At 70.7% G+C, this 12,467-nt stretch carries 13 protein-coding genes; 7 read left to right on the forward strand and 6 right to left on the reverse strand.

The window, feature by feature from the left end:
* Window positions 1-73: 73 nt before the first annotated feature.
* On the forward strand, window positions 74-1,165 hold the full coding sequence (locus ACFWF2_RS21260) for an RNA ligase (ATP) (protein WP_379309167.1): 1,092 nt from the start codon (window positions 74-76) through the stop codon (window positions 1,163-1,165).
* A 50-nt stretch (window positions 1,166-1,215) separates the two neighbouring features.
* On the opposite strand, the gene ddaH is transcribed toward ACFWF2_RS21260, so the two are convergent.
* On the reverse strand, window positions 1,216-2,145 hold the full coding sequence (gene ddaH, locus ACFWF2_RS21265) for a dimethylargininase (protein ID WP_379309168.1): 930 nt from the start codon (window positions 2,143-2,145) through the stop codon (window positions 1,216-1,218).
* A gap of 136 nt (window positions 2,146-2,281) precedes the next feature.
* Here ddaH and ACFWF2_RS21270 point away from each other — a divergent pair, with 136 nt between their 5' ends.
* The 4 genes from ACFWF2_RS21270 to ACFWF2_RS21285 all read left to right on the forward strand — a co-directional run bounded on the left by ACFWF2_RS21270 (window position 2,282) and on the right by ACFWF2_RS21285 (window position 5,693).
* Window positions 2,282-2,719 (forward strand): Lrp/AsnC family transcriptional regulator, encoded by a 438-nt coding sequence (locus tag ACFWF2_RS21270; protein WP_379309169.1) that lies wholly within the window; start codon window positions 2,282-2,284, stop codon window positions 2,717-2,719.
* Between the two features lie 71 nt (window positions 2,720-2,790).
* The gene (locus ACFWF2_RS21275) at window positions 2,791-3,426 is read left to right on the forward strand and encodes a precorrin-8X methylmutase (protein ID WP_379309170.1); all 636 of its coding nucleotides are present in this window, start codon (window positions 2,791-2,793) and stop codon (window positions 3,424-3,426) included.
* 5 nt (window positions 3,427-3,431) lie between these two features.
* The gene (gene cobJ / locus ACFWF2_RS21280; RefSeq protein ID WP_379309191.1) at window positions 3,432-5,060 is read left to right on the forward strand and encodes a precorrin-3B C(17)-methyltransferase; all 1,629 of its coding nucleotides are present in this window, start codon (window positions 3,432-3,434) and stop codon (window positions 5,058-5,060) included.
* A gap of 90 nt (window positions 5,061-5,150) precedes the next feature.
* Window positions 5,151-5,693 (forward strand): PadR family transcriptional regulator, encoded by a 543-nt coding sequence (locus ACFWF2_RS21285; RefSeq protein WP_379309171.1) that lies wholly within the window; start codon window positions 5,151-5,153, stop codon window positions 5,691-5,693.
* 7 nt (window positions 5,694-5,700) lie between these two features.
* On the opposite strand, the gene ACFWF2_RS21290 is transcribed toward ACFWF2_RS21285, so the two are convergent.
* The 3 genes from ACFWF2_RS21290 to ACFWF2_RS21300 all read right to left on the reverse strand — a co-directional run bounded on the left by ACFWF2_RS21290 (window position 5,701) and on the right by ACFWF2_RS21300 (window position 8,729).
* Window positions 5,701-6,453, reverse strand: coding sequence for a cobalt-precorrin-6A reductase (locus ACFWF2_RS21290; RefSeq protein WP_379309193.1), 753 nt, complete (start codon window positions 6,451-6,453; stop codon window positions 5,701-5,703).
* A 291-nt stretch (window positions 6,454-6,744) separates the two neighbouring features.
* The gene (gene cbiE, locus ACFWF2_RS21295; RefSeq protein WP_379309194.1) at window positions 6,745-7,998 is read right to left on the reverse strand and encodes a precorrin-6y C5,15-methyltransferase (decarboxylating) subunit CbiE; all 1,254 of its coding nucleotides are present in this window, start codon (window positions 7,996-7,998) and stop codon (window positions 6,745-6,747) included.
* Window positions 7,977-8,729, reverse strand: a complete 753-nt coding sequence (locus ACFWF2_RS21300) for an SDR family NAD(P)-dependent oxidoreductase (protein ID WP_379309172.1) — start codon at window positions 8,727-8,729, stop codon at window positions 7,977-7,979. Before ACFWF2_RS21300 ends, cbiE begins: the two co-directional genes overlap by 22 nt.
* Before the next feature lie 97 nt (window positions 8,730-8,826).
* Between ACFWF2_RS21300 and ACFWF2_RS21305 the strand changes: the two genes are divergently transcribed.
* Window positions 8,827-9,225, forward strand: a complete 399-nt coding sequence (locus ACFWF2_RS21305) for a PPOX class F420-dependent oxidoreductase (protein ID WP_379309173.1) — start codon at window positions 8,827-8,829, stop codon at window positions 9,223-9,225.
* Window positions 9,226-9,289: 64 nt separating this feature from the next.
* Here the strand turns inward: ACFWF2_RS21305 and ACFWF2_RS21310 are convergent, their stop codons facing one another.
* On the reverse strand, window positions 9,290-10,417 hold the full coding sequence (locus tag ACFWF2_RS21310; RefSeq protein ID WP_379309174.1) for a M24 family metallopeptidase: 1,128 nt from the start codon (window positions 10,415-10,417) through the stop codon (window positions 9,290-9,292).
* 142 nt (window positions 10,418-10,559) lie between these two features.
* Here ACFWF2_RS21310 and ACFWF2_RS21315 point away from each other — a divergent pair, with 142 nt between their 5' ends.
* The gene (locus tag ACFWF2_RS21315) at window positions 10,560-11,537 is read left to right on the forward strand and encodes a 5'-3' exonuclease H3TH domain-containing protein (protein WP_379309175.1); all 978 of its coding nucleotides are present in this window, start codon (window positions 10,560-10,562) and stop codon (window positions 11,535-11,537) included.
* A gap of 63 nt (window positions 11,538-11,600) precedes the next feature.
* Here the strand turns inward: ACFWF2_RS21315 and ACFWF2_RS21320 are convergent, their stop codons facing one another.
* The gene (locus ACFWF2_RS21320; RefSeq protein ID WP_379309176.1) at window positions 11,601-12,356 is read right to left on the reverse strand and encodes a DUF4333 domain-containing protein; all 756 of its coding nucleotides are present in this window, start codon (window positions 12,354-12,356) and stop codon (window positions 11,601-11,603) included.
* Window positions 12,357-12,467 lie beyond the last annotated feature (111 nt).

Here is a 12,467-nt window from a genome sequence, read left to right on the forward strand (position 1 = left end):
TCCCGCAGGAAAATTCGATCGACCCTGTCGGTGCCGGCTCGTACGCTGACCTTCTCATCACGAGGGGGTTTCCATGTCCACACTGCAGGTGACGGCCGAGCGGCTCGTCGTCCTTCCACATCCGAACGCCGATCGGCTCGAGCTCGCCCAGGTCGGTTTGTACCGGGCCGTCGTGGCCAAAGGCCAGTTCGCGACCGGTGATCACGCGCTCTACATCCCGGAGCAGGCCCTCCTGCCCGAGGAGCTGATCGCCGAACTCGGACTGACCGGGAAACTGGCCGGGTCCCAGCGCAATCGGGTGAAGGCGGTGCGGCTGCGCGGGGAGGTGTCGCAGGGCATCGTGTGCACCCCGGCCGCGCTGAGCGCGGTGGATCTGGCGGCGGCCGCGGTCGAGCGCGCCGACTTCGCCGAGCGGCTCGGGATCGTCAAATGGGTTCCGCCCGTTCCGGTCTCGATGGCCGGTCAGGTCGAGGCTGCCCCGGATCTGGTGCGGTGGATCGATGTCGAGAACATCAAACGCTTTCCGGATATCTTCACCGCCGAGGAGCCGGTGGTGGCCACGGAGAAGATCCACGGCACCGCCTGCCTGCTCACCCACCTGCGGGCCGACGACCGGATCCTGGTGTCCTCCAAGGGTGTCGGCGGGAAGTCGCTCTCGCTGACGCCGTCCGAGGGCAACCTGTACTGGCGGGCGATCCGCACGCACGGACTCGACGAGGCCGCCAGGAAGATCGCCACCGCGCTCGACGCCGACCGGGTCGGGCTGTTCGGTGAGGTCTACGGCGCGGGTGTGCAGGATCTGCACTACGGCGCCTCGGCCGCCCACGACGAGTCGCTGGGCTTCGGCCTGTTCGACATCGCGGTGGACCGCGGCGGCGAGCCGGTGCGCTGGCTCGACCACCACGAGATCGGCACGCTGCTCGGCGAACTCGGCATCACCGTGCCGCGAGTACCGGTCCTCTACGAGGGCCCCTACGACGCGGACCTGCTGCTGACGCTGGCCGAGGGAACCGAGACCGTCAGCGGTGCGGGCGCGAACATCCGGGAGGGCCTGGTGGTCCGCCCGGCCACCGAACGGCACTCGCCGGTGCTCGGCGGGCGGGCCATCGGCAAGATCGTCTCCGACGCGTACCTGCTGCGCGATGGCGGCACCGAGTTCGAATGAGTACCGACGGCCTGCGCGTGCGGGTGCGGCGAAGGTTCGCGCGCGTAGGCCTACTCGTCGTCCAGCTCACGCGTACACAACATCTCCGCAGGTAGCCGGGGCGAATCGGGTCCCGGCTGCCCGGCGGTCGTGTCCCGGCGGGTGTGCAACTCCAGCACACAGCACTTCACGCCGCCGCCGCCCTTGCGAAGTTCGGACATGTCGACCGGGACCGGCGCGAACCCGCGAGCCCGCAGCGCCGCGATGAGGCTGGTCGCGCCGGGGTCGAGGAAGACGTGGTGGCCGTCGCTGACGCCGTTGAGTCCGAAGCAGAGGGCGTCGTTCTCGTCGGCGAGGATCGCGTCCGGGTAGAGGGTGGTCAGGACGTCGCGGGCGGCGGGGCTGAACGCGGCCGGGTAGTAGGCGACGGTGGTGTCGTCGAGGACCATCAGCGCGGTGTCGAGGTGATAGAAGCGCGGATCGACGAGTTCGAGGGAGACCACCGGGAGGTCGAAGTACCGTTCGACCTCGGCGTGCGCGGCCGGCGCGCAGCGGAAGCCGACACCGGCCAGGATCCGGTGCCCGGCGAAGGCGAAATCGCCCTCGCCCTCGTTGGTTTCGCAGGCGGTCGCGAGGGCGCGCAGTTCCCTGGCCGCGAACCAGCGGTGGAACGCGGGGCCCTCCGCGGCGCGTTCGGGGTGGGCGAAGCGCGCCGAGAGCGCGTGCCCGTCGATCACGATTCCGCTGTTGGCGGCGAACACCATGTCGGGCAGGCCGGGTTCGCCGGGCACCGTCTCCACGCAATGCCCGTGTTCCTCGAGCACGGCCCGCAGGATCTCCCACTGGGCCAGGGCACGTGGCCGGTCGACGGGGGTGGCGGGGTCCATCCACGGATTGATCGCATAGGCGACCTCGAAGTGGTCGGGCCTGCACAGGACATAGCGGCGCGGGGTGGCGACCCGCGCGGGCGCTGTGGCGCGAAGGGGGGCTGCGGCGGTCATCAGGGCTCCCGGTGGCTGCGCGGTTCGAGTGTTCCTACGAAGGTAAATGTCGTCGCATTGCACGGGGAACACCGATTCGTTGCGCATTCTGGTGCGAGAATGGGGAATCATTGCGTCCAGGCAAGGGAGGAGTGACGTGGACGATCTCGATCGGCGCATCCTGGCAGTGCTGCTCACCCACGCGCGTGCCTCGTTCCAGGAGATCGGCTCGGTGGTGGGGCTCTCGGCGCCCGCGGTGAAGCGGCGGGTCGACAAGATGGTCGCCAGCGGGCAGATCACCGGATTCACCGCGCAGGTCAATCCGGCGGCGCTGGGCTGGAAGACCGAGGCGTACGTGGAGGTCTACTACCGCGACAACATCTCCCCCGCCGAACTGCGGCGAACGCTGGAACCGATCCCGCAGGTCGTCGGCGTCTGGACGATCGCGGGCGAGGCCGACGCGCTCGTGCACGTGATGGCCACCGACATGGCCGAGATCGAGGTGACGGTCGAACGGATCAGGGAGAACGCGCGGGTCGGTCGCACGCGCAGCTCACTGGTGATGTCGCGCATCCTCGAGCGGCCACGCACCTGAGATCGCGCGCCCGCGCACCGGAGCGACCCGCGACGAACACCACGTCCGGCCCAGGTTCTAGGGTTGACCGCATGTCCGACGTGCGTGCCAGCTACCTCACCGACGGGGCCGAGATCTATCGGCGCTCGTTCGCGACGATTCGCGACGAAGCCGATCTAGCCGGTTTCCCCGCCGAGATCGAGCGGGTGGCCGTCCGGATGATCCACGGCTGCGGACAGGTCGACCTGGCCGGTGACATCGCCTACTCCCCCGGGGTGGTCGCGGCGGCGCGCGCCGCCTTGCACGCGGGCAAGCCGATCCTCTGCGACGCCAACATGGTCGCCTCCGGCGTCACCCGCAAGCGCCTGCCCGCCGACAATCCCGTGCTCTGCAACCTCGCCGACCCGCGCGTCCCGGCGCTGGCCGCGCAGCTGGGCAACACCAGATCGGTGGCGGCGCTGGAACTGCTGCGCGACCAGCTCGACGGCGCCGTCGTCGCCATCGGCAACGCCCCCACCGCGCTGTTCCACCTGCTCGACATGCTCGACGCCGGCGCACCGAGGCCCGCCGCCATCATCGGCATTCCGGTCGGTTTCATCGGCGCCGCCGAATCCAAGCAGGCGCTGATCGACTTCGGCGGGATCGAGTTCCTCACCGTGCGCGGCAGGCGGGGTGGCAGCGCGATCACCGCGTCGGCGCTCAACGCGATTGCGAGCGAACAGGAGTGAGCGAGATCAGCACCGGCAAACTGTGGGGTATCGGCCTCGGCCCCGGCGATCCCGAACTGGTGACGGTGAAGGCGGCCCGCCTCATCGCCGAAGCCGACGTCGTCGCGTTCCACAGCGCGCGCCACGGACGCAGCATCTCGCGCGGCATCGCGGCGCCGTACCTGCGGGAAGGCCAGATCGAGGAGCACCTGGTCTACCCGGTGACCACCGAGACCACCGACCATCCCGGCGGCTACCAGGGCGCCATCGACGAGTTCTACGAGCAGGCCGCCGCCCGGCTCGCCACGCACCTCGCGGCAGGGCGCACCGTCGCGCTGCTCGCCGCGGGTGACCCGCTGTTCTACAGCTCCTACATGCACATGCACCGGCGCCTGGCCGACCGGTTCGAGGCCGAGATCGTTCCCGGCATCACCTCGGTCAGCGCGGCCTCGGCCGCCCTGGGCACCCCGCTCGTCGAGGGCGAGCAGGTGCTCACCGTGCTGCCCGGAACCATGCCCGTCGACCAGCTGACCGAGCGCCTGCGCAACACCGAAGCGGCCGCCATCATGAAGCTGGGCCGCACCTATCCCGGTGTGCGCCAGGCACTCTCGGACTCCGGACGGCTCGCCGACGCCTACTACGTCGAACGCGCGAGCAGCACCCGCGAACGCGTCCTCGCGGCCGCCGATGTCGACGACGCCGACGTGCCGTACTTCGCCATCACCCTCGTGCCTGGGCCGACGCCGACGACGCCGATCGTCACCCGCTCGCAGCCCGCGACCGCGCTGGACAGCAGATCGGTAGCGCCGGTCGGCGGCGGCCTCGCCGCGCCGACGACGTCCGCACCCGCCGAGACCGTCACCGCCGCCCGGGCCGAACTCGCAGGCGGCGATACCGGCGGCCGGCAGGGCGAAGTCGTTGTCGTCGGACTCGGCCCCGGCGATACCGCGTGGACCACGCCGGAAGTCACCGCGGCGCTGGCGGAAGCGACCGATCTGGTCGGCTACACCACCTACATCAACCGCGTCCCCGAGCGCCCAGGTCAGCGCAGACACGCCAGCGACAACAAGGTCGAATCCGAACGGGCCGCCATGGCACTGGATCTGGCCAAGCGGGGCGCCCGGGTCGCGGTGGTGTCCTCGGGCGATCCCGGTGTCTTCGCGATGGCCGCCGCGGTGCTGGAGGTGTCGGCCGAACCGCAGTTCAAGGATGTGCCGGTACGGGTGCTGCCCGGGCTGACCGCGGCCAACGCCGTCGCCAGCCGCGTTGGCGCGCCACTCGGGCACGACTACGCGATGATCTCGCTCTCGGACCGGCTCAAGCCGTGGGATACTGTCGTCCAACGACTTTCGGCGGTCGCGGCCGCGGATATGGCGATCGCGATCTACAACCCGGCCTCCTCGCAGCGTCGCTGGCAGGTCGGCGCCATGCGCGACGTCCTGCTCGCGCACCGGCCGCCGGAGACGCCGGTGGTGCTGGGTCGCGATGTCGGCGGCCCGACCGAGTCGGTCCGGGTGATCACCCTGGGCGAGCTCGATCCCGACGAGGTGGACATGCGTACGCTGCTCATCATCGGCGCGTCCACCACCACCGCCTTCGACACCGCCGAGGGCACCAGGGTGTTCACGGCGCGCCGGTACGGCACCGGCGGGTAGCGAACCCAGCGCAACACCGGCACTCTTGGTTGCCGACACACCCAGGGCGTAACATTCCACTTAGGAATGTAGTTCGAAGGGAGTTGACCGTTGACCGATACCGCGACTCGACGCCGCCCGCTGAACTCCACCGCGGCCTCGCTACTCGGGTTCCTGCACGAAGGTCCGATGTCGGGCTGGGACCTGGCCACCCAGGCCCAGCTCCGCATCGGCGACTTCTGGACCATCACCCAGAGTCAGGTGTATCGCGAACTGTCAGCCATGGATTCGGCCGGTCTGGTCACCAAGGGCGAGCGGGGCGCCAGGGAACGCACGCCGTACCGGATCACCGACACCGGGCGTGAGGCGTTCACCGAGTGGATCGCCCGCGATCCGGGCGCCGAGACGATCCGGGTGCCGCTGCTGCTGACATTGTCCTTCGGCGAGCACCTCGAACCGGCCCATCGCGATCGGATCATCGCCGCCAACCGCAACATCCATCAGGATCGCCTCGACCGCTACCTCGACGAGGACCCGACCGCCCTCGCGCCGCACCAGCGCGCCACCCTCGAATTCGGCATCGCGTACGAACGCGCGGTGCTGCACTGGTTCGACCAGCTCCCGCGCATCTTCACCCCGCCGAACACGGTCTGACCCGCGGTCAGCGCACCCGATGCGAGGCGGCGTCGTGCAGCCAATCCACGGCGGCGGCGACCTCGTCGACCGTCACCGCGCCGACGGGCAGCGGCGGCCGGTCGATCATCACGACAGGGAGCCCGGCGGTGCGGGCGGCGATGATCTTCGCCTCGGTCTGTTCACCACCGCTGTTCTTGGTGACGAGCACATCGATCCGATGACGTGACATCAGGACGAGTTCGTCGTCGAAGGTGAACGGTCCACGCGCCAGCAGCAATTCGTAGCGCGGGGGCAGCGGAGCCGCGGGGGCGTCGATCGAGCGGATGACGAACCGATGCCGGGCGCAGCCGGCGAACGCGCCGACACCCTGGCGGCCGATGGTGAGCAGCACCCGCTCACCATGGGGGGCCAGCGCCGCGGCCGCCGACATCAGATCGGGCACGCGCGTCCACAGGTCGCGGGGGCGCTGCACCCATTCCGGCCGCCGCAGGTGCAGCGCGGGAATGCCGAGTTCGTCCGCGGCGGTGGCCGCATGGGCGCTGACCTGGGCCGCGAAGGGATGGGTCGCGTCCACGACGGCGTCGATCGCGTTCTCGCGCAGCCAGGTTCGGAGGCCCTCGACACCACCGAAACCGCCTATGCGTACCGGACCGACCGGCAGCCGCGGATGAGCGACCCGTCCGGCGAGGGACGACACGATGTCGAGGCCCCGCTCGTCGGATGCGATCCGGGCCAGCTCCCGGGCTTCGCCCGTGCCGCCGAGGATCAGGACCCTCAGGGCTGCCTACCGACGCCGGCCGAACCCGCGCCGACCGGCGACGAGCCGCCGGTGCCTGCGGTAGCGGTGTCCTGCACCGCGGGGGCGGTGAACTTCGAGTACTTCATGTAACTCCCCATCATGGATAAAAACGAACCGAGGGATTTACCGGAACGGCCACGACCCTACCCCCGAGGCACACGTTTTACACCTTCGGTTCGTAACTTTCATGGCGTCACGACCCTGCATGAACGGTTTCACCGTGATCTGCGCGTGATCTGCCTGTGATCGAACCCACGCGCTTATCCACCGCTAACCAGCGGGTTTTCCGACGATCCACTGGGCGACCGGCAGGTGCGGCCGCCAGGCCGTGAACCCACCGAGTGCTTCGCCACGGTAGACCTGAAATTTTCGCAGGACCCCACCGTAGGTGGCTGACCAGTCCAGCAGCTGTGCTTCCGATTCCGCGGTGACCGCGTTGGCGACCAGCCTGCCGCCGGGGCGCAGGCGCTGCCAGCACTGCGCGAACACGCCGTCCTGGGTGAGACCGCCGCCGAGAAATATCGCGTCCGGCGCGGGAAATTCCGCGTCGGCAAACTCTGAGCGCACTTCGCCGCGGATCGTTATTCCGGGGACGCCGAGCGCGGTGGCATTCGCCGCGATCTGTGCACGGCGCGCCGGAAGGCGTTCGAAGGTGTCAGCACGGCACAGCGGATGCGTGCGGCACCATTCGATGGCGATGCTCCCCGATCCCCCGCCGACATCCCACAGCAATTCTCCCGGCGCCGGTGCCAGCGCGGTGACGGTGAGCGCGCGGACCTCGGCTTTGGTGAGCTGCCCGTCGCCGGTGAAGGCCGTGTCGGCCAGGCCGGGCAGGCGGGTGTCGCGGCGGCGGCCCCGGGCGGCGGCGCAGTCGACGGCGACGATGTTGAGCGGGTCGCCGTGGGGGTGAGCCCAGTTCGTCGCGGTGCCGGTGAGCAGGCGTTCGGCGGGGCCGCCGAGTTGTTCGAGGACGGTCAGCGTGGAGTCACCGAACCCGTTGTCGGACAACAACTGTGCCAGCTGGGCCGGGGTGGACTCGTCCTCACTGAGCACCAGGACGCGGCGGCGGTCGACCAACTCGGGCAGGACCGTGGGCAACGGCCGGGCAACCACGCTCACCACGGGGGTCTCGGCCAGCGGCCAGCCGAGTCGCGCGCACGCCAGCGACGCCGAGGACGGTTGCGGGAACACGCGCAGCGCGCTCGCGCCGAAGCGACGGGCCAGGGTGACGCCGATGCCGTAGAACATGGGGTCACCGCTGGCCAGGACGCCGATACGGCGATCGGCGTTGCGCGCGAACAACTCCGGCAGGGCGGGCAGCAGCGGGCTCGGCCACGGCACCTGTTCGGCAGCGCCGGGCGGGAGCAAGGCCAGTTGACGCGGCGAGCCGAACACGACGTCACACTCCAGGATCGCCGTCCGCGCGGTCTCGCCGAGCCCGGACCAGCCGTCGGCGCCGATCCCGGCTACCGCGATCGGCCGACCCGCCCACTCCGCCTCGGTCACCGCGGCATCCGGCGCCAGACGAACTGCGGCAGCAGCCGCATCACGAAGAATGCCACGGCGAGCTTGCCGGGCACCGCGACGCGGGTCGCGCCCTTGTCCAGGGCGCGCACTACGGCGTCGGCGACCTGATCGGGCGTGCTCGACAGCGGCGCGGGGTCCATGCCGGTGGTCATGCGGCCGATCACGAAACCGGACCGGACCAGCAGCAGCTGCACGCCGGTGCCGTGCAGGGCGTCACCGAGGCCGCTGGCGAAGCCGTCCAGGCCTGCTTTGGCCGCACCGTAGACGTAATTCGCCCGGCGCACGCGGACGCCCGCGATGGAGCTGAATACGACGATCTGTCCGGCGTCCTGGGCCCGCATCAGGGTGGCGAGGGTGGTCAGCACGCTGACCTGGGCGACGAAGTCGGTGTGCACGACGGCGACCGCGTGCGCCGGGTCGTGCTCGGCGCGCTCCTGATCACCGAGGACGCCGAAGGCGAGGACCGCGGTCGCGATGCCACCGTGTTCGGCGGCGATCTTCTCCAGCAGCGGCGCGTGGGCGGCGGTGTCGTCGGCGTCGAATTCCACGGTGTGGACGGCGCTCGCACCTGCCGCGCGCACCTGCTCGACCTCGGCGTCCAGCGTGTCGGACCGGCGCGCGGCCAGGATCACCACGCGTCCGGGGGCCAGTCTGCGCGCCACCTCGATGCCGATCTCACTGCGCCCGCCCAGGACCAGCACCGGCCCGTCGTTCTGCTGCTTTCCCATGGGGTCAGTCTGCCCGATCCGGCCGAGGTCGCAGATCCATGTCGCGGGCCGAAACCCGCGGACCCGGCCCCCGATGGGCCCGGCTACCGTTTTCCCCATGCCGACCGCCACCGCACAACTCTCCCCCGCCGCCCTCGAATTCGTCGCCGAGCGGCACCTCGCCACCCTCACCACCCTGCGCGCCGACGGGACTCCGCACGTCGTCGCGGTGGGCTTCACCTGGGATCCCGAGAGCGGAATCGCCCGCGTGATCACCGACGGCGCGTCGGTGAAGGCACGCAATGCCGGACGCGGTGGCTATGCGGCGGTGAGCCAGGTCGACGGTGCGCGCTGGCTCACGCTCGAGGGGCCCGCGACGGTACTCGGCGAGGCCGACGACGTCGCGGAGGCCGTGCGCCGCTATACCGAGCGCTACCGGGTGCCGCGCGAGAACCCGACGCGTGTCGTCGTCGCGATCAAGGTGCGCCGGGTGCTGTCGTCGAGCACGCTGAAATAGCCTGCGCCCGGCCGCACCGCGCGGGCGCCTGCCCACGCCCTGACATTGCCTGTGCGCGAACCGCTTACAGCACCGTCAGACCGTGCGGGCGGTTGTTCATCGACTCGGCGCCGTCCTCGGTGACCACCACGATGTCCTCGATGCGGGCGCCCCACTTGCCGCGGAAGTAGATGCCCGGTTCGATGCTGAACGCCATGCCGGGCTCGAGCACCAGGTCGTTGCCCGCCACGATGTAGGGCTCCTCGTGCACCGACAGGCCGATGCCGTGGCCGGTGCGGTGCACGAAGGCATCGCCAAGGCCCGCCTCGGCCAGCATCGTGCGCGCGGCGGCGTCGATGGACTCCGCGGTCACCCCGGGGCGCACAGCGGCCACAGCGGCCGCCTGGGCGGCCTCGAGCAGGGCCACCTGCTCGGCGACCTGCTTGCCCGGGGTGCCGAGCACATAGGTGCGGGTGGAGTCGGAGAAGTAGCCGGGCTCGACGGGACCGCCGATGTCGATGACGACCACGTCGTCCTTCTCGATCGTCCGATCGGAGACCTCGTGGTGCGGGTCGGCGCCATGCGGGCCGCTGCCGACGATCACGAACGCCGCCTCGGTGTGGCCCTCCTCGATGATCGCGGCGGTGATGTCGGCGGCGACCTCGGCTTCGGTGCGCCCCGGGCGCAGGAACTCCCCCATCCGGGCGTGCACCCGGTCGATGGCCGCGCCCGCCCGGCGCAGCGCCGCGATCTCGGCGTCGTCCTTGATCATCCGCGATCGCCGCAGCACCGGTGTCGCCGAGGCGGGCAGACCGGTGGTGGACTGGGCCAGCGGGATCAGGTGCAGCGCGGGCATGGTCTCGGCAACGGCGATGCGGGAACCGGCGTGCAGCGTCGAGTGCACCAGCTGGTAGGGATCGATGCCGTCGACCCAGTCCAGCACCCGCAACCCGAGTTCACCGGCCGCCGACTCCGCCAGCGACGCCAGTTCGAGTTTCGGGATCACGACCGCCGGGGTCGCCCCGTCGGAGGTGATCACCAGGCAGGTGAGCCGCTCGAAGGACTGGGCCCTCGAACCGATCAGATACTGCAGGTCGGGGCCCGGCGTGATGAGCAGGGCGTCCAGATGCGCCGCGCGCATCCCCTCGACCGCCCGCTCCAGTCGACTGCCGTAGACCTCCGCCGCGAACCTTGCCTCCGTCTGCGCGCTCATGGGATGCGACGTTACCCGCCCCGCACCCACCGTCGCAGTATCGGCAACCGGAGCGGAATCGGATCGTGCCACACGGTCCCGTCGCGACCAGGACGGCGCCGTCACGGGCACCGGGACCCGCCTTCGGGGCACAATCACCGGTGTGACCGTTGACCAGACCTCCCGCGGACCCCTGTTGATCCTCGACGGCGCCAGCCTCTGGTTCCGCGCCTACTACGCGATTCCCGACAAGCTCAGGGGCGCCGACGGGCGCTCGGTGAACGCGCTGCGCGGTTTCACCGACATGGTGGCCTCGCTGATCACCAAGCACCGGCCGAGCAGGCTCGTCGTCGGGCTCGACCTGGACTGGCGGCCACCGTTCCGGGTCGCGTTGGTGCCGTCCTACAAGGCGCACCGGCTCGACACCAGCAGCGGCGCGGCGCCCGGCGCCGAGGAAGTGCCCGACACGCTCACCCCGCAGGTGGAGATGATCCTGGAGGTGCTCGCCGCAGCGGGCATCTGCACCGGCGGCGCGGAGGGGCTCGAGGCCGACGACGTGCTCGGCACGCTCGCCAGCCGGGAACGCACGGATCCGGTCGTGGTCGTCAGCGGTGACCGTGACCTGCTGCAGCTGGTCCGCGACGACCCGGCCCCGCCCGTGCGGGTCCTCTACGCGGGCCGCGGGCTGGCCAAGGCCGAGTTGTTCGGTCCCGCCGAGGTGTCCGCGAAATACGGTGTGCCCGAACAGAACGCGGGCCCTGCCTACGCCGATATGGCCACTCTGCGCGGTGACGCCTCCGACGGCCTGCCCGGTGTCGCAGGCATCGGGGACAAGTCGGCCGCCCAGCTGATCTCGAAGTTCGGCTCGCTGGACGCGCTGCTGGCGGCGGTGGACGACCCCGGTTCCGACCTGGCCAAGGGTGTGCGGGCGAAACTGGTTGCGGCACAGGACTATCTGAAGGTCGCAGCGCCGGTGGTCCAGGTCGTGCGCGATGCCGAGGTGATCCTGTCCGGCCCGGACACGCTGCCGGCGACCCCTGCCGACCCGGACCGGCTCCTGGAACTGGCCACCACCTACAACGCCGAGAGCCCGATCACCCGCCTGGTCACCGCGCTGACGGCGGTGCACCGCGCCGGGTGACGCAGAGACGACACCGAGCCGCCCGCGTGCTCGCGGACGGCCCGGAACCCGGGGTGCGGCAGCCTAGTTCGGGCGGCCGACCTCGTAGGTGCCGTCGTCCTTGGTGATCTTGACGGTGACCTTCTTCGCCTCGCCGCTGACCTTCAGGTCGCAGGTGAAGGTCGCGTCGACCTCCACTGCCTGACCGGAGGGGCACGACACGTCGGTCACGTCGGCGATGCCGTAGGAGTCCTTCAGCACGCGCGCGACGCCGTCCTGCACCGCGGCATTGTCGAGTTCGTCGGAGGAGAACACGAACAGGAGCAGGGCGACGACGGCGGCGAGCACCAGCACGCCTGCCGCGACGAGGCCGATCACCAGGCCCTTGCCCTTGCCACCGGAGGCCGGCTGCAGCTGGGGCTGCTGGCCCCACTGCTGCTGCGGCTGCTGGCCCCACTGCTGCGCGGGCTGCTGCTGGCCCCACTGCTGTCCGGCGTTGCCCGCCTGGGCATTCCAGTCCTGCGGCGGCGGCTGGGTCTGGCCCCACTGCTGCTGCGGACCGGTCGGCTGCTGCGGCTGCTGCCCCCACTGCGGCTGCTGGCCGGGCTGCTGCGGCTGCTGGGGCGGCTGCTGTCCCCACTGCTGCTGCGGCTGCTGCTGTGCGTTCGGGTCACCCCAGTGCTGGGTGGGCTGGGCCTGCTGCGGCTGCTGCGGTGGCTGTGCCGCTCCACCCCAGTGCTGGGTGGGACCGGCGCCACCGGCCCCTTGCTGACCTCCCCAGTGCTGGGTGGGATCGTTGCTTCCCTCCCCTGGGCCATTCGGTCCGTACGGGCCGCTCATCCACTCGCCTCCACTCGCATCGTTGTACATACGGTAGCCCCCCGCGCCAGGCCAGCCGCTTTCGCACGACTCCGCCATCACGGTCGGTACGCCAGGAAATCAAATCACAGA

The sequence above is a fragment of the Nocardia sp. NPDC060259 genome (assembly GCF_042728775.1).
Classification (GTDB): Bacteria; Actinomycetota; Actinomycetes; order Mycobacteriales; family Mycobacteriaceae; genus Nocardia.